The 15,712-nt window shown below is 70.3% G+C and carries 16 protein-coding genes and 1 pseudogene; 3 read left to right on the top strand and 14 right to left on the bottom strand.

Going from position 1 to position 15,712, the window contains the following annotated elements; all coding sequences use genetic code 11:
• Positions 1-393: 393 nt before the first annotated feature.
• The 5 genes from AB0I68_RS06715 to panD are packed head-to-tail and all read right to left on the bottom strand — an operon-like array spanning position 394 to position 2,451.
• Positions 394-579, bottom strand: coding sequence for a hypothetical protein (locus AB0I68_RS06715; RefSeq protein ID WP_363176121.1), 186 nt, complete (start codon positions 577-579; stop codon positions 394-396).
• Positions 561-1,028, bottom strand: coding sequence for a hypothetical protein (locus AB0I68_RS06720; protein WP_363176122.1), 468 nt, complete (start codon positions 1,026-1,028; stop codon positions 561-563). The genes AB0I68_RS06715 and AB0I68_RS06720 overlap by 19 nt, the downstream gene beginning before the upstream one ends.
• A gap of 11 nt (positions 1,029-1,039) precedes the next feature.
• On the bottom strand, positions 1,040-1,669 hold the full coding sequence (locus AB0I68_RS06725) for an aspartate/glutamate racemase family protein (protein WP_363176123.1): 630 nt from the start codon (positions 1,667-1,669) through the stop codon (positions 1,040-1,042).
• Positions 1,663-2,016: a GNAT family N-acetyltransferase gene (locus AB0I68_RS06730; protein WP_363176124.1), complete on the bottom strand. Its 354-nt coding sequence runs from the start codon at positions 2,014-2,016 to the stop codon at positions 1,663-1,665. Before AB0I68_RS06730 ends, AB0I68_RS06725 begins: the two co-directional genes overlap by 7 nt.
• Before the next feature lie 15 nt (positions 2,017-2,031).
• Positions 2,032-2,451: an aspartate 1-decarboxylase gene (panD, locus tag AB0I68_RS06735; protein ID WP_363176125.1), complete on the bottom strand. Its 420-nt coding sequence runs from the start codon at positions 2,449-2,451 to the stop codon at positions 2,032-2,034.
• A 454-nt stretch (positions 2,452-2,905) separates the two neighbouring features.
• Between panD and AB0I68_RS06740 the strand changes: the two genes are divergently transcribed.
• Entirely contained in the window at positions 2,906-3,661 is a 756-nt protein-coding gene (locus AB0I68_RS06740) for a transposase family protein (protein WP_363176126.1), read from the top strand.
• 358 nt (positions 3,662-4,019) lie between these two features.
• On the opposite strand, the pseudogene AB0I68_RS06745 reads toward AB0I68_RS06740, so the two are convergent.
• Positions 4,020-4,187, bottom strand: a pseudogene (locus tag AB0I68_RS06745) (IS701 family transposase); the annotation flags it as partial.
• On the bottom strand, positions 4,141-4,761 hold the full coding sequence (locus AB0I68_RS06750) for a TIGR00730 family Rossman fold protein (RefSeq protein WP_363176128.1): 621 nt from the start codon (positions 4,759-4,761) through the stop codon (positions 4,141-4,143). The gene AB0I68_RS06750 and the pseudogene AB0I68_RS06745, both read right to left, overlap by 47 nt.
• A gap of 341 nt (positions 4,762-5,102) precedes the next feature.
• On the opposite strand from AB0I68_RS06750, the gene AB0I68_RS06755 reads away from it, so the two are divergent.
• Both AB0I68_RS06755 and AB0I68_RS06760 read left to right on the top strand, forming a co-directional pair.
• Complete coding sequence (locus tag AB0I68_RS06755) at positions 5,103-7,454, top strand: LuxR C-terminal-related transcriptional regulator (protein WP_363176129.1); 2,352 nt, start codon at positions 5,103-5,105, stop codon at positions 7,452-7,454.
• Positions 7,455-7,495: 41 nt separating this feature from the next.
• The gene (locus AB0I68_RS06760) at positions 7,496-8,458 is read left to right on the top strand and encodes an ACP S-malonyltransferase (protein ID WP_363176130.1); all 963 of its coding nucleotides are present in this window, start codon (positions 7,496-7,498) and stop codon (positions 8,456-8,458) included.
• Here the strand turns inward: AB0I68_RS06760 and AB0I68_RS06765 are convergent.
• The 7 genes from AB0I68_RS06765 to AB0I68_RS06795 are packed head-to-tail and all read right to left on the bottom strand — an operon-like array spanning position 8,442 to position 15,654.
• Positions 8,442-10,061, bottom strand: a complete 1,620-nt coding sequence (locus tag AB0I68_RS06765; protein WP_363176131.1) for an AMP-binding protein — start codon at positions 10,059-10,061, stop codon at positions 8,442-8,444. The two genes, AB0I68_RS06760 and AB0I68_RS06765, sit on opposite strands and share 17 nt — an antisense overlap.
• A complete protein-coding gene (locus AB0I68_RS06770) occupies positions 10,058-11,155 on the bottom strand; it encodes a class II histone deacetylase (protein ID WP_363176132.1) in 1,098 nt (365 codons plus the stop codon). Before AB0I68_RS06770 ends, AB0I68_RS06765 begins: the two co-directional genes overlap by 4 nt.
• A 12-nt stretch (positions 11,156-11,167) precedes the next feature.
• Positions 11,168-12,403, bottom strand: coding sequence for a beta-ketoacyl-[acyl-carrier-protein] synthase family protein (locus AB0I68_RS06775; RefSeq protein WP_363176133.1), 1,236 nt, complete (start codon positions 12,401-12,403; stop codon positions 11,168-11,170).
• The gene (locus tag AB0I68_RS06780) at positions 12,400-13,641 is read right to left on the bottom strand and encodes a beta-ketoacyl-[acyl-carrier-protein] synthase family protein (RefSeq protein WP_363176134.1); all 1,242 of its coding nucleotides are present in this window, start codon (positions 13,639-13,641) and stop codon (positions 12,400-12,402) included. Before AB0I68_RS06780 ends, AB0I68_RS06775 begins: the two co-directional genes overlap by 4 nt.
• Positions 13,638-13,877: an acyl carrier protein gene (locus AB0I68_RS06785; protein ID WP_363176135.1), complete on the bottom strand. Its 240-nt coding sequence runs from the start codon at positions 13,875-13,877 to the stop codon at positions 13,638-13,640. The genes AB0I68_RS06780 and AB0I68_RS06785 overlap by 4 nt, the downstream gene beginning before the upstream one ends.
• 1 nt (position 13,878) lies before the next feature.
• Positions 13,879-14,400, bottom strand: coding sequence for an SRPBCC family protein (locus tag AB0I68_RS06790; protein WP_363176136.1), 522 nt, complete (start codon positions 14,398-14,400; stop codon positions 13,879-13,881).
• Positions 14,401-14,412: 12 nt separating this feature from the next.
• Entirely contained in the window at positions 14,413-15,654 is a 1,242-nt protein-coding gene (locus AB0I68_RS06795; RefSeq protein ID WP_363176137.1) for an aminotransferase class III-fold pyridoxal phosphate-dependent enzyme, read from the bottom strand.
• Positions 15,655-15,712 lie beyond the last annotated feature (58 nt).

Raw genomic sequence — 15,712 nt, forward strand, 5'->3', positions numbered from 1 at the left:
GACGACAACGCGGCAAGGCGCGGTGCCTGGGGGTCCCCCCGGACGGAGTCTGGGGGAGGCCCGGGCCCGGCCATGATCCGCCGGACACCCCCTAGCTCCGGTCCCCGCCGAGCGGCCCGGGCTGCGGAATCGGTGCGGGCCCGGGCGGCGGCGCCGGATCGGGCACCGGCGCGGGCGCGGGCGGCACGGGCCGCGGAATGGGCTCGGGATCGGGGAAGGGATGCGGCTCGGGCATGGGCGGCACCGGATCCGGCCCGGGGACGGGCGGCTGCGTCTGTTCCTCGTTTCGCACCATATACACCACCTTCCCCGGATCCGGCACCGTACGCGCACCGAAAACGGCGCCCCCGGCAGCGAGAAGCCGCCGGGGGCGCCGTCGTGCGCGCGTCGGGATCAGCCGCCGGTGACGGGGCTCGCGTCGATGCCCGCGGCGGTGCCGCGGAAAGCCACGGCCTTCCCGTCTGCGGCGACGGCCCACAGGTCCGCCAGGCCGTCGCCGGTGAGGTCGCCGTTCGATCCGAGGGCCGGGTAGGCCGCACGTGCGATGCCCGAGCCGATCTTCACCCGGTTCGCGGCCACGCCCCACCGGCGGGGTCGGCCTTGCCATCGGCGCCCTTGACGCCGCTCACGCGGAACACGTCGCCCGAGACGTCGTCCCGCAGCCACAGGTCGGCGACGCCGTCACCGTCGGTGTCCCCCGGGACGGCCACCGTGTACGCGTCCCAGTCGCCGTCGCCGACGAGGACGGGCGGACCGGAGCCGTCGAGGAGGCTCACGCCGTTGCTGTGGTACGCCCAGAGCTTCTTGCCCTGCTTCACCAGCAGATCGGGGGTGCCGTCCGCGTTGAGGTCGCCCGCGTCGACGAGGTCCTCGGCGTTGTACCAGTGGTCGTCGGCGCTCTCGCAGCCCTGGCCGGGGTCCGCTACGGGGCAGGTGACGATCAGCTCGATGCGGTCGTCCTTGACCACGCCGTTGCCGAGGTTCGGGTAGACCCAGAGCTCGGCGCGATCCTCACGCGTGATCGACATCTGCGAACCGATTAACGGACCGCCCCGAGTGCTGCGGCGAGGCCGGGGGCCGGGCTGGAGAAGACCGGGGTGGCGGTCGTGGCCAGGGGCGCCGCGTCGGCCATCGAGGCCTGGGCCAGGACGATGGCGTCCGCGCCGGTCACGGCGTCGGCCGCCTCGGCCACGAGGCCGAGGTAGCCGGCGGTGTCCCCGGCCTCGAAACGGGGCCACGCGTCCTCGATCACGCGGGTGGTGATCGACACCGGTCGACCGGCCCTCGCGGCCTCCTCCGCCACGAGGGCGGCCGTCGGGGCCAGAGTCGACTCCACGGTGGCCAGGACCGCGATGCGCGGGCCCGTGCGGACGGCCTCGGCGGCCATCGGGCGGTCGACGCGGAGGACCGGGACGCCCAGCTCCGGGGCCAGGGACTCCGCGACGCCGCCGATGCTCGAGCAGGTGACGAGGACCGGGCCGCCGGCGCCGTCCAGCAGGGTCCACAGGGCCGGAACCACCGAGTCCGGGCCCTGCGTACGGGCCCGGTCCAGCAGCTCCGGCACCACGAGGTGGCGCAGCACGGCGCCCGGGTGGTCCCGGTCCCGCAGGGCGTCGAAGACCGGCACGTGGACGGGCGACGTGTGCAGCAGGGTCAGGCTCGTCACCACAGGTCGGCGCTCGCGTCGAGCTGCGCCTTCGCCGCCGCCACGACCTCGGCCGGCGCCTCGGGCGCCTGGTCGGGATGGCGGGCGGCCCAGCTCGCCGCGTACGGGCACAGCGGAACCACGGGTACCCCCTCAGCGGCGGCGATGCCGTAGAAGCCCTTCACCAGGTCCCCGGCGATCCCCCGCCCCTCGTGCCCCGGCTCGACGATGGTGTGCACCGCCACCAGAGCGTGGGGTGCCGCGTCGAGCACGAAGTACGCGATGAGGCCGACCACCTCACCGTCCTCGACGGCGAGCAGCCGTCCGGCCTTCCGGTCGTCCTTGAACTCGATGGCCCCGGTCTGCGACATGATCCCCGACTCCCCTCAGACAGCCACCGCGTGGGGGCTGCGCTCCTGGTCCGTTCCCGGCACCGGGGCGGACGGGTCCGCGCCCAGTTCGATGATGCGGTTGTCCCCGTCGACGTGCACGACGCGGGGCTTCAGCGCCCGTGCCTCGGCGTCCTCGACCTGCGCGTAGCTGATGAGGATGACGAGGTCCCCGGGGTGCACGAGGTGTGCGGCGGCGCCGTTGATCCCGATGACCCCGGAACCGCGCTCGCCCTCGATGACGTACGTCTCCAGCCGCGCCCCATTGGTGATGTCCACGATGTGGACGAGCTCCCCGGGCAGCAGATCCGCCGCATCCAGCAGATCGGCGTCGATGGTCACGGACCCGACGTAATGCAGGTCGGCCTGGGTGACCGTGGCCCGATGGATCTTGGACTTGAACATTGTACGCATCATCGAGGTACCCCTGGATCTAGGCTCCCTGCCTGCATTTTTGCAGGTCAAGGGCAGTTTCCCTACCCTACAACGAGTCGCATGTTCGGTCAGCTTTCCCCATGTTTTTGAGGACTGATGCTGACCAATTGCTGACTTTTCTGACGCATCGTCAGGCAGGTTCGGAGGGCCTGGGTCGGCTCACTCACTCCCCACCGCGACGACGACGCCAGCCTACGCAACGACCACCGGCAGTCGTCCAGGGCCACCGTCACTGTGACCGGATCCACCGGTGTCGGGTCGACGGTCGACACGCGCCGGCCCTGTCCCCCGGATCGCCCCTCCGGAGCCTCAGTGAGCCCTTTCCAACCTGCTGGTGGGGCAGCGTGGTTGTGGTGTTGAAGGGCTGTACGACGTAGCGAAGCTCCTGGTAGACGGGTTCTCGACCAAGATCACCCGTGTCCGCCAGGAGCTTCGTGTGCTTGTCTACCCATCCGCAGTCGATCTGTCCACCCGGACTCTGCGGTACCTGGCGGGGCAGCTCCGCTCCCGGCAGAGGGAGATCGGGACACGGTGGCGGCGCCTTCCCACCGGCCGTCAAGCCCTGCTCGCCCTGGCCCACCTGCGGTGCGGCGACACCTACGCCCGGCTTGCTGCTGGGTTCGGTATCGGCATTGCGACCGTCTACCGCTACATACGCGAGGCCGTCGATGTCCTGGCCGCCATCGCCCCGACCCTGGCCGAAGCGATGAAGACCATCCGGACCAAGGCGTTCGTGATCCTGGACGGCACGCTGCTACCGATCGACCGGATCGCCGCCGACACCCCGTACTACTCGGGGAAACACAAGCGCCACGGCATGAACGTCCAGGTCCTCACCGATCCGTTCGGCCGCCTGCTGTGGGCCTCACCGGCACTGCCCGGCGCGACACACGATCTGACCGCCGCACGGCAGCACGGAATCATCGACGCGCTCGCCGATGCCGGTGTGAAGTGCTGGGCGGACAAGGCGTACCAGGGCGCCGGCCGCCACGTCCGCGTACCGTTCAGAGGCCGTCGGCTCAAGCCGTGGAAGCGGCGGCACAACAGCACCCACGCCAAGATCCGCCGCCTTGGCGAACAGGCCATGGCGGTCCTGAAGGGCTGGCGCCTGCTACGCAAGCTCCGCTGCAGCACCAACCAGATCACCGACATCGTCAAGGCCGTCGTCGTCCTCCACCACGCCTCACCCTGAGGTTGGAAAAGGCTCAGTGTAAGGAAAACAGGGGTGCTCAAGTTGTTGAGCACCCCGACTTCCTGACACTGTTTTACAAACATGATCCAGCTGGAGTGGAGATCGCGTAACGGCTTTTCTGCACCCGCTGAAAGCATCGTTGCTGTCCAGAGTGAAGGGTGCTGCAGCGTTCAGACATCTGTGTACCGCGGCGCCGTGAGCGAGCGCAGGCTTGCCCCGGAAAGCCGCGTCCCCCGGGCGTTGGGCCGCCGATCAGGTGACACTCCCACCCGGGTGCAAGCGGCAAGAGGGCCCCTCCAGGTATGGGGATCGCCGACCTCGCCCGTCCGGCCGGCGAAACCCCGGTGGCGGGTTGAGCCACAAGGGTGACGAGGTGGTGCCGGCCACGCCAGGTGCCGCCCTCGAAGTGGTCGAGTCCTTGAAGTTCGCGGTAGTCGTGTTCGATCCGCCGGCGCGTCTTCGCCCACCGCGCCGGACCCTCAACGAGTGAGGTGGCGGGCAGGTTCGATATCCAACAGCCGGTCGGAACAGGCGTCCAGCGCCATCTGGACGGCCGTCGCCCATACTGGCGTACGGGCCGCCTCATCGCTAATGAAACCATTGATGTGCAGTTCCGCCAGCCAGGCGGACAACCCGGCGTAGTGCCCGTACGGGTCGAGCACGACGAGCGGTCGGCGGCGAGCGCCGGCCATCGACAAGGCGCTCCAGGTGTCGAAGAGTTCCTCGCAGGTTCCCAGCCCGCCAGTGAGCACCAGGAAGGCGTCGGCCCTATGGAACATCAATTGTTTGCGGGTGGACAGCCCGTCCACCACGAGAAGCTGATCGGCGGCGTGGTCGGCCTTGTGGACCAAGGGCCGGGGCACGATCCCGGTGGTGTGGCCGCCGCCATCCCGGACGGCGGCGGCCATTGCGCCCATCATCGAGCAATTCTGGCCGCCCCACACCAAACCCCACCCCCTGGCTGCGATCCCAGCGCCGACCTCCTCGGCGAGGGCGATGTCGGCGGCTTTGGCGGCGGGCGAGGCGGCGCAGTACACGCATACCGTGAACGCGGTGGGGCGCGGTGGCATGGAATCCGTCGCAGCGGTGTCGAGCGTCATCACGAGCTCCTAATCTGCGGCCGAAGCGCCCATCGGCATACTGATGCGGTACGCGGACCACGCTACGGAACGACAATGGATATTCCAGTCCGCCGACGCCGGTTTCCAGCAGGATCCGTAACCTTTCGGGAGGCGCCCCGAAGTTCTCCGATATTCGAGGGGCGAACTTATTGACACCTGAGCATATTTTCTTCATCTGCTGCTCTTTTGCATAAAACTCCGACGCGTGGCACCTTGGTTGATTAATCGACGCTGTCCTGGGATGAAGTGAAGGGAAGCGGATGCCTTAGTTTCTGTCGGCCATTTCCGTAGTCCGCTTTCACTCCCGTCAAGGTCCCCCCATGCCACTTCCTGTACCGGCCCACATCCTGGCACCGCTGCCCGAAGAGCTGACCAGTTTCGTCGGCCGACGGCGAGAAACCGGTGAACTCCGCAGAGTCCTGGAGACCTCCCGCCTGGTCACCGTCATCGGCGCCGGCGGTATCGGCAAGAGCCGTCTCGCCTACCACACCGCAGGCAGGCTGACCCGCGCTTTCCCCGGCGGCATCCACTACGCGGATTGCACCGATGGCGAGGAGGCGCTCACCGATGCCCTGGCAGCAACGCCCGATGCCCGGGCCTTGCTCGTCGCGGACAATTGCGAGGCGACACGCGTGTCGGTGGCGCGACTCGTTGGGCAGGCACTGCGTTCGTCCGCTGCCTGGCACGTCATGGTGACGAGCCGACAGGTCCTGGGTGTGCCCGGCGAGCACGTGTACCAGCTGCCACCGATGGACCTGCCGGCGGCCGAGGAGCGTTCCACGGTCCGGATCGGCGCGTGCGACGCGATCGCACTGCTCCTGGAGCGCGCCCGCGCCGTGGTGAACGGGCTTGCTCTGACCCACGAGAATGCTCCGTACCTGGTCGAACTGTGCCGACGGCTGGACGGGCTGCCGCTGGCCCTGGAGGCCGCCGCCGCGCAAATGCGGGTGTTGGCGCCCCGTCAGGTGCTGGACCGGGTGGTGTCGTCCTACGATGTGTTCGCGCGCGGGATCGGACCCGCCGCCTCGGGACTGCTCGGCTGCGTGCAGCGCTCCGCCGAGCTGTGTTCGCCCGAGGAGCTCGAGCTGTGGGCCAACCTCTCCGTATTCTGCGGCCCTGTCACGCTGGACGCCGCCACGGCGATGGGGCCGGCCGACGCCGACCCAGAGGCCGTCCTTCACCTGATCGCGGGTCTGGTGGACAAGTCGGTCCTGGTCCGCGTGGACACTCGGGACACGGTCTGCTACCGGTTGTACGCGCCACTGCGCCACCACGGCCGCCGGATGTTGCAGGACAGCGGTGGCGCCGTCCACGCCCGGCGTCTGCATCGGGACCACCAGCTGCGGATCACCGAGGCGGAGGCCGCCCGGACGATGAGGGACACGCCGGACGCGGCTTTGCCACCGTCGCACGCAGACGGTGCTGAACTGCGTGCCGCCCTGGAGGTATGCCTGACCGATCCCGAGGCGGGCGACGCGGGGCTGCGCCTGGCCGTGGCCCGGTGGCCGTACTGGCTGGCCGAGGGCACGACCGCCGAGGCGTGCGACTGGCTCGAATGCTTCGTCCGCGCCGCCGGTGATCTCCGGGCCACCGGAACCGTGGCGTACGCCCACGCCCTGTGGGTGCTGGCATGGTTGCGGGGCGCACAGGGCGAGACCCGCAAAGCCCGCGCCGTGCTGCGGCACGGCGGCGCAGTGGCGCGCGAGCTCGCCGACGACTCCGCGGCGGCGCACACCGCCTTCGTCCAGGGCACCTTGGACCTCGTCGAGGGCGACGCGGCCACGGCGGTCACCGTGCTGCGAGAGGCGCTGGAGCACCTCACCGGACCCGAGGACGCTTTCGGCGGCATGATGGCCGCGCTGCACCTCTCCCTGGCGCTCGGCCAGACGGACGCGGACGACCACCAGGCGCGCGTGATCGCCGAGCGCTGCCGCACTCAGTACCGAATGCCCCGGTGGAAGGGTTACCCGAACTGGGTGCTCGCCGCCGTGACCCTGAGACAGGGGGACATCGACGGCGCCCACGCATCGGCCTTGGAGGCGCTGCAGTCGTTCCTGGCCGTCGCAGACCGGCCGGCCACCGCAGCGACGCTGGAGCTATTGGCCTGGACGACGGCAGCCGGGGGCGACGACCGGCAGGCCGCCCGCCTACTTGGTGCCGCTGCCAGGCAATGTCCGGGAGTCCCGGCCCCAGCTCGGCTGCTGAGTACCGCGGCGATCAGGGACCACCACTCCGTTCTGTGCGCGAGCGTACGACGGCGTCTGGGGCCTCGCGCGTTCGAGGCTGCCACCGCTGAGGGCGGGGCTGCGGACCTGGGCGAGCTGCTCGGCGGCGGCTTGGCCCCGGTCCCACATCGCCCCGTCCGCGAGCCGGCGGACGGGACCGGCGGCCCGCTCACCCCGCGCCAGTGGGCAGTGGCGCGGCTGGTGGCCGAAGGGCTGAGCAACCGGGAAGTCGCCGGCCGGCTCGTTGTCGCGCAACGCACTGTGGAGACCCACGTCGAGCACATCCTGGCCCGGTTGTCGTTCACCTCGCGCGTGCAGATCGCCGCTTGGGTCACCGAACGCGTCGGCTTGCCCGCAGCGCCCGATGCCGCTCAGCCCGCACAGCCGGCGGTGATCCCTCGCTCCCCGGTCAGCCTCGCCCGGCAGACAAGACGAGTACTTCAGTGAGTTGCGCGGCCGCCACTGACAGAACGAAAGGCAGACCCGACATGCAGGTCCACACGCATGGTCGCGACGGTGCTGGTGAACCGGTCTGGTCCCGGTGCGTGGTGGCGTTTCCCGGGCAGGGCGGGCAGGGGCCGCGGATGGGCCTGGCCTGGCGTCACCATGATGTCTGGGAACTGGTGGAACGAGCCGAGGCAGCCCTCGGCCGCCCCGTCGCGCCCATGCTGCTGGACCGGGCCGCCGCACCGCGTACCACTGCCGAGGCGCAACTAGCGGTGTTCATGGCCTCGATGCTGGCCTGGGAAGCGGTCCGGAAGGCAGCCGGTCCGCCCGCGCTGTTCGCCGGGCACTCCTTGGGGCAGATTTCCGCGCTGACGGCCGCGGGCGTCCTGGCATTCGAAGATGCGGTATGGCTCACAGCGCACCGCGGCGAGCTGACCGAGGCGGTGTGCCGCGGGCAGAACGGTGGCATGGTCGCCGTGCTGCCGATCTCGATCGACGCAGCGGAGAAGGCGTGCGGCGTGCCGCCGGACGACTGCTGGCTGGCCAACGACAATGCGCCCGGCCAGGTGGTGCTGGCTGGTACAGAGGCCGGGCTGGTGCGGGCGACGGAGGTGGCCCGGGCGCTGGGGGCGGAGAAGTTCTACCGGCTGGCGGTGCCGGGCGCGTTCCACACTCCGCTTATGGCCGAGGCCGCTGCTGCCTTCGGCGATCACCTCCACACCGTGGCGTTCGGAGCACCGGTGCGCCCGGTCCTGTCCAATGCCACTGCTCGGCCAGCATCACCCGACGCCCCCTGGCGGCGGCTGCTCTCAGAGCACCTGATCTCGCCGGTTCGGTGGCGCGAGTCACAGGAATACATGGTGGCGGCCGGCGCACGCGGCCTGGTCGAGGTGGGGTGCGGCAGGACTCTGAGCAAACTCGCGCACCGCACCGCCCCCCAACTGGCCACCTATCAGCTCGACACCCCCGCCGCCGCCGATCAGCTGCTCAACGAGCTTTCCTGACTTTTGCCGCCTGCCCGGGCGAGTTCTGTCGTTCGGCGGCGACGAGCGCGGCGATGGTGCGCCTGAGCCGGGCTTTGTCGACCTTGCCCACCCCGGTGGTGGGCAGCGCCGCGATCACCTCAAGACGGTCTGGCAGCTTGAAGGGGGCAACCCCCTGAGCACGCAGGAAGTCCCGCAGCTCGCGCAGCCTCGGCGCGTCGTGCCCGGACGACACCACCACGGCGCACACCGCTTCGCCGTGCAGCGGGTGCGGCATCGCGACCACCGCCGCGGCGCATACCGCCGGGTGTCTCATGAGCAGCGTCTCCAGGTCCCCCGCCGGGATCTTCTCGCCGGAACGGTTGATCACGTCCTTGACCCGGCCGACCACGATGACGTTGCACGCGTCATCGAGCCGCACGAGATCTCCGGTGCGGTAGAAGCCGCCGGGGCCGAAGGCGTCGGGCGGCCGGGCGCCCGCTGCGTAGGCCGAGATCGTGCTCGGGCCCCGCGTCCACAGCTCACCGGCCGTGCCCGGCGGAACCGTTCGCCCCGCGTCGTCGACGACCCGTAGCTCGTCCCCGCGCGCGGCGGGCCTGCCCTGGGTGGTGTCCACGATGTCGTCCGGGTCGTCGAGCCGGGTGAAGCACAGCAGGCCCTCGCTCATGCCGTACACCTGCTGGACGGCACAGCCCAGTTCGGAGGCCAGACGCCGGGCGGTAGCCGGGTCCAGCTTGGCACCGCCAACCTGGAGGACGCGTAGGCTCGACACGTCGCGCGGGTGATCCCGTAGTTCCGTGAGCCACTGGGCGGCCAGGCTGGGGACAAGCGCGCAGTGCGTGACACGTTCACGTTCAACGAGGTCCAGGCAGTGGGCGGCGTCGGCGGACCGGGCCAGTACCACCCGCCCGCCGTGAGCGAGAGTGCCGAGGACACCGGGGTGCCCGAAGGCGAAACTGTGCGTGACGGGGATCGCCGCGAGATAGACCGAGTCGCGGTCCAGACCGGATACTTCAGAGGCGGCACGGATCACGGAGGCAAACGCCTCGTGCGTGCGCGGGATGCCTTTGGGCGGACCGGTCGTGCCGCTGGACAACAGGTGCAGTGCGATGTCCTGCGGTTGAGAGGTGTGTACGCGCGCCAGGTCTCCGTGCGCCGGGGCGCACAGTGCGTGCAGGTCGTCCCCGGCCAGCAGCGTCCTGACACAGTCGTGTTCCTTGATCAGGCGCCGTGCCATCTCCGTGTGGTCGAAGGCCCGGGACCGGGGTGGCACTGCCATCGCGGCCGGGCGCAGCGTGGCGATCACCGGGCGCAACTCGTGTTCGCGCAGCGTCGGCATGGCCAGGACCGGCGGGCACCCGGCACGCATCAGGGCAAGGGAGAGCACCAGCAGCTCGATGGTGTTGGGGAGTTGGACGAGGACCGGCTCGGGGGCACGGAGGTCCAGCCGGCGCAACCGTGCGGCGGCGCTGTCCACCGCCACCATGAGCTGGCGGTATGTCATGCGCCGCTGTTCCCAGACGACCGCGCATCGGCCGGCCAGGGCCTCGGAGTGCCTCAGCACGAGGTCGTCCACCCGTTCCGGCCGCCACCAGCCCGCCGCACGGTAGCGGTCGGCGCTCACCGAACCCCTACGAGTGCCGCGGCATGTTCGATCGCCGCCTCCTGCCACGGTGTCAGCTCCTGATACGGGCGGGCGTCGTAGATGTCCGCGTACGGGTCGAGGATTTCCGTCGTGTGCCCGGACAACACCTCCAGCACGGCCAGTCCGCAATACGGTACATACACTGGTGAATAGCCACCCTCGTGGCACATCACCAGGCGGCCCCCGCACAGTTCCTCCGCCAGCTCCAGCAACTGCGTGGCCAGGTTGCGGTAGCCCGCCGCACTCACCCCCATACGGCCCAGCGGATCCGCTGCCGACGCGTCGAACCCGCTCGCCACGATGACGAGATCTGGCGCGAACGCCCGTACGGCGGGCACCACGACCCGGCTGAACGCCTCCGCATACGCACCATTGCCGCTGCCCGCCGGAAGCGGAACGTTCACTACGGTTCCCGTGGCCGTGCCGCCGCCGCGCTCATGCCGGTGACCTGAGTCGAACGGGAACAGTCCGTCCTGGTGCACCGAGACGGTCAGCACGCCTACATCGCGCGTGAAGATGGCCTGCGTGCCGTTGCCGTGGTGCACGTCGTAATCCACGACCGCGACACGCTCCACGCCGTGCCGCGCGCGGCCCCACGCGACGGCGACGGCGATGTTGGCGAACACGCACCATCCCATGCCGGTGTCGGGCAGCGCGTGATGGCCCGCGGGGCGTACCAGCGCGTAGGAATTGTGCGCCCGGCCGGTGAGCACGGCTTCGGTGGCGGCGATCGCGCCTCCGGCGGCCAGAGCGGCGATGTCGTATGCGCCCGGTCCGAAGGGCGTCCAGCCGTCCCCGGCGTCACCACCGCCCGTCGCGCTGGCCCGCGCGATACGATCGACGTAGGCCGCAGTGTGCACGCGCAGCAGATCCTCCCGTGTCGCCTCGCTGGGGGTGATCCGCACCAGGTGCCGCGCGAGACCGCTGGCCTCCACCAGCGAGGCGAGACGGGTCCTGGGCTCAGGCGTGTCGTAGTGCGGGTGTGGTGGCAGCGGGCCGCCGGCACCGGGGGGATGGAAGTTCCCCGTGTCGTACCAGCCATAGCGCTCGTGCCACACGTACGCCGTGGTCACATTTCCTCCCATCTACGCCGCGGTGAGGACGAGCACCGCGTTCTGTCCACCGAAACCGAAGGAGTTGTTCAGCGCGGCGCCACTGGTCACGGACCGTGCCGCGCTCTGTACGAGATCGCAGTCGACCTCCGGGTCCACCCGTTCGAGGTTCGCCGTGGGCGGTACCAGAGCGCTCTCCAGCGCGAGCACGGTGAACACGGCCTCGATGGCACCCGCAGCGCCCATGCAGTGACCGGTCACGCCTTTGGTCGAGGTCACCACGGCAGTCGGACCGATCGCCCTGCGGATCACGCGGGCCTCGGCGGCGTCACCCAGCCGGGTCGCGGTGCCGTGCGCGTTCACGTGGCCGATGTCCGCCCCGGACAGTCCTGCATCGGCCAGGGCCGCCCGCACCGCGTTCCGTGCCCCCACTCCCTCGGGGTCGGGCGCGGTGTCGTGCACCGCGTCGGCTGATGCCCCGTAGCCGCTGATGTAGCCGCGCACCCGGGCGCCGCGTGCCCGTGCGTCCGCCTCTCGTTCGAGTACCAGCACGCCCGCGCCTTCACCGGCTACGAACCCGTCTCTGCCGACATCGAACGGGCGCGAGGCGGTGGTCGGATCATGGGAGCGGCGGGACAGCGCACCGGCGGCCGCGAGCCCGGCCATCATGGATGGACTGACAGCGGCCTCCGCGCCGCCGGCCAGCACGATGTCGCAGGCGCCGTTGCGCAGCAGGTCCCGAGCCACCCCGAGAGCCGTCGAACCAGACGCGCAAGCAGTACTCACGGCCAGATTCGGACCCTGTGCGCCACAGTCGATCGCAACGTACCCGGCGGCCATATTGACGCCGTACAACGGGAGGAACAGCGGCGACACGCTCGATGCGCCCTTCTTGCGCAAGATCTGGTGTTGCTGCTCGAATGCCGCTGTGCCGCCCAGGGAGTTGCCCATCACCACTCCGACGCGGGCGCCGTCCCATGTGTGGGGGTCCAGGCCGCAGTCGCGCAGTGCCTCGCGGGCGGCCACCATGCCGAGTTGGACGTGCCGTCCCAGGCGCCAGGCGGTCCGCCGCCCCAGCACCGCGCCGGGATCGAAGTCCGCTGGTACCCGGCAGCTGAAGTCCACCGGCAGCCCGGCCAGCGCCGGGTCCGCGGAGGCCGTCGGCACAGCGCTCAGGACCCGCTTCCAATTGGCGTCCACCCCCACACCGGCAGGAGTGACCAGCCCCAGACCGGTCACCGCCGCACGAAAGGGCTGAGGGGGCGTCATGCCGCGGTGAGGACTACGACGGCGTTCTGACCGGCCAGGCCGAAGGCGACATTGACGGCGACCTCGACGGGCATGGCGCGCGCCGAGCCCTGGACGATGTCCGCGTCGATCCGCGGGTCCAGCCGCTCCAGGTTGGCGACGGCCGGGACCAGACCGTGCTCGATGGACAGGACGGTGTACACGGCCTCGATCGCGCCGGCGGCGGCGATGCAGTGACCGGTGACACCCTTGGTCGAGGTCACTGCCGGACGCGGACCGAGCACGCGGCGCAGCACGCGCGTCTCGCCGATGTCATTCAGCTCGGTTGCGGTGCCGTGGGCGTTGACGTGGTCGACGTCCTCACCGGACAGCCCAGCGTCCGACAGCGCCGTGCGCAGGGCCCGCTCGAAGCCACTGCCGTCCGGGTCGGGGGCCGCCTGGTGAACGGCGTCGGCGGAACCACCGTAGCCGCTGATGTGGGCACGTACCCGGGCGCCGCGTGCCCGTGCGTCCGCCTCCCGTTCGAGTACCAGCACGCCCGCGCCTTCAGCCGCCACGAATCCGTCCCGGTCAACGTCGAACGGCCGGAACGCCGCAGGCGGGTCGTCGGACCGGCGGGAGAGGACACCCATGCTGGTCAGGCCCGCGATGATGGTCCGGCTCAGCGCCGCTTCCGTGCCGCCGGCCAGCACGATGTCGCAGGTGCCGTTGCGCAGCAGGTCCCGAGCCACCCCGAGAGCGGTCCCACCGGACGCGCACGCGGTGGTGACCACCAGGTTGGGCCCGCCCGCGCGACAGTCGATCGCGATGTGTCCGGCAACCATGTTCGCGCCCCACATCGAGATGAACATGGGCGACACTGCCTGGGCGCCCCTGTCCCGCAAGGCCAGACACTGCTGCTCGAATGTCTCTGTGCCGCCCAGGGAGTTGCCCATCACCACTCCGACGCGGGCGCCGTCCCATGTGTGGGGGTCCAGGCCGCAGTCGCGCAGTGCCTCGCGGGCGGCCACCATGCCGAGTTGGACGTGCCGTCCCAGGCGCCAGGCGGTCCGCCGCCCCAGCACCGCGCCGGGATCGAAGTCCGCTGGTACCCGGCAGCTGAAGTCCACCGGCAGCCCGGCCAGCGCCGGGTCCGCGGAGGCCGTCGGCACAGCGCTCAGGACCCGCTTCCAATTGGCGTCCACCCCCACACCGGCAGGAGTGACCAGCCCCAGACCGGTCACCGCCGCACGGAAGGGCTCCGCGGGATCTCGTCTCACGCGCTGAGCCCCCTGCTGTGCAACAGCCGTACCAGCTGCCCGATGGTGTCCTGCGGGCGCATCTCGTCATCGGTGCAGGGCACACCCAGGTCGTCGCGCAGCACCAGCGACAGCTCGGCGATAGCCAGGGAGTCGAGGTCAAGGGCCCGCAGGGTCGCATCGGCGGTGATCTCTTCCTCGGGCACGCCGAACCTGGACGAAAGGATGTGGGAGAGCGCGCTCGGTACTGCGGTCATGTCAGCTCCTGATAGATGTGGATGAAAGGGGGACGGAAGGGCCGACGGCCGGAAAGTCGACGAGGGCCTCCCCTCCAGCCAGGACCTCGACCTCGCCGAAGAGTCCGGTGAGCACGCGCAGCGTCGAGCGTTTGATCACGCGCTCCGCGATCGGGTCCATGATCCCGACCAGGCTCTCGACCCCGAAGTCGTACGTGACGTCGAGTATCACCTCGACACCGCCGGATCCAGGGATGAACTGCCAGCTGCCGCGGAAGTCCTCGAAGTCCCCGTCCACCTGGGCGAACTCGACGCGCAGCCGGTCGTGGTCGAGCCGTTCCCGCTCGGTCCAGCTCATGATGCCGCGGCGGAAGTTCATCACCCAGTCGCTGCTGCGCAGATCGCCCGGCGCGGCGATCTCATGGGTCACCACCGAACGCACGTCCGGTGAAAGCGACGGGTAGCGGGTGAAGTCCACGACGGCGTTGAACGCCGCGGGGCCGTCACCGGTGGGCAGCGCCAGGTGAAAGTGAATGGATCGCATCTTTGGCGCTCCTCACACCAGTGCGGCGCGGGCCGCACGCTCGAACGCCTCGTACAAGAACTCGACGTCCTGTTCGTCGAGTACTGCGGGCGGGGTCAGCCGCAGGACTCCCGATGCGTTCATCGAGTGATTGGCCAGCACCCCGGCCCCCATGAGCTCGACCAACAGGTCCCCGACCAGCCCGGGGCGGTGCAACTCGATGCCGATGAGCAGGCCGACGCCGCGCACCTGCACCACCTGTTCGCCCAGTACCCGCCGGGCGATCCGGTCCAGGTCATCACGCAGGCGGGCACCGAGCACCCGGGCCCGCTCAACGATGTCGCCCTCCTCGGTCGCGCGGATGGCGCCCTGCACGGCGGCCATCGCCAGAGGGTTGCCGGAGAAGGTCGAGGTGTGCAGGAAGGGATCGCGGTCGAAGGCCTGGTAAGCCTCACGGGTCGCCACCACGGCCGAGACCGGTACGATGCCCCCGCTCAGGCCTTTACCGACAAGCAACGCGTCGGGTGTGACGCCCGCGAGGTCCGCGCCCCACCAGGCGCCCAAGCGGCCCATGCCTGTCTGGATCTCGTCCAGGACGAGGAACGCGCCGTGTTCGTGGCACAGCTGTGCCACGTCCCGCAGGTAGCCGGGCGGCGGGATGACCACACCCCCCTCGCCCTGGACGGGTTCCACCACGACGCAAGCCTCGTCCCGGTGCGCGGCCAACTGCGTGGCCAGCGCGTCGACATCACCGTAGGGGACCTGTGACACCTGTGGCAGCAGCGGCCGGAACGGCTCGCGGTACACGTCGTTCCCGGTGACGCTGAGCGCGCCCATCGTCTTGCCGTGGTAACCGCCATGCATCGACACCAGCCAGTGTTTGCCGCACGTACGGGCCATCTTGATGGCGGCTTCGACCGCCTCGGCGCCGGAGCCCGCGAAATGCACCTTCTCCAGGCCGGCGGGGGTCACGGACACCAGTGCTTCCGCGGCTCTGACCACCTCGGGTTCCAGCAGTAGCCGGGTGGCCATCGGATGGGACGCGAGCTGCCGGGCTACCGCGTCGACCACGACGGGGTGGCGGGCGCCCAGCAGGAACACCCCGTAGCCTCCGCAGTTCAGGATGCGGTGCCCCGTGTCCGTGGTGATCCAGGCCCCGTCGGTGGCGACCTCGACGTCCGCGCCGAACATCAGACCCAGCGAGGCCCGCCCCTTGCTCAGACAGGCTCGGTGGCGGTCAGCGATCGATGTGCCGGCCAGACTGACCGAGGTCATCGGTGCCCCTCTCGTACGGCTTCGTGCAGCACCACCCACGATCGCAGCGTTCCTGTGC

It is taken from the genome of Streptomyces sp. NPDC050448 (assembly GCF_040655295.1).
Lineage (GTDB): Bacteria > Actinomycetota > Actinomycetes > Streptomycetales > Streptomycetaceae > Streptomyces.

Excerpts from the sequence above, each read along its gene's own strand:
- AB0I68_RS06750 (WP_363176128.1), bottom strand. The coding sequence starts at position 4,761 with ATGACGCTCGACACCGCTGCGACGGATTCCATGCCACCGCGCCCCACC.
- AB0I68_RS06790 (WP_363176136.1), bottom strand. The coding sequence starts at position 14,400 with ATGCGATCCATTCACTTTCACCTGGCGCTGCCCACCGGTGACGGCCCC.
- AB0I68_RS06785 (WP_363176135.1), bottom strand. The coding sequence starts at position 13,877 with ATGACCGCAGTACCGAGCGCGCTCTCCCACATCCTTTCGTCCAGGTTC.
- AB0I68_RS06730 (WP_363176124.1), bottom strand. The coding sequence starts at position 2,016 with ATGTCGCAGACCGGGGCCATCGAGTTCAAGGACGACCGGAAGGCCGGA.
- AB0I68_RS06795 (WP_363176137.1), bottom strand. The coding sequence starts at position 15,654 with ATGACCTCGGTCAGTCTGGCCGGCACATCGATCGCTGACCGCCACCGA.
- AB0I68_RS06720 (WP_363176122.1), bottom strand. The coding sequence starts at position 1,028 with ATGTCGATCACGCGTGAGGATCGCGCCGAGCTCTGGGTCTACCCGAAC.
- AB0I68_RS06775 (WP_363176133.1), bottom strand. The coding sequence starts at position 12,403 with ATGACGCCCCCTCAGCCCTTTCGTGCGGCGGTGACCGGTCTGGGGCTG.
- AB0I68_RS06760 (WP_363176130.1), top strand. The coding sequence starts at position 7,496 with ATGCAGGTCCACACGCATGGTCGCGACGGTGCTGGTGAACCGGTCTGG.
- panD (WP_363176125.1), bottom strand. The coding sequence starts at position 2,451 with ATGATGCGTACAATGTTCAAGTCCAAGATCCATCGGGCCACGGTCACC.
- AB0I68_RS06755 (WP_363176129.1), top strand. The coding sequence starts at position 5,103 with ATGCCACTTCCTGTACCGGCCCACATCCTGGCACCGCTGCCCGAAGAG.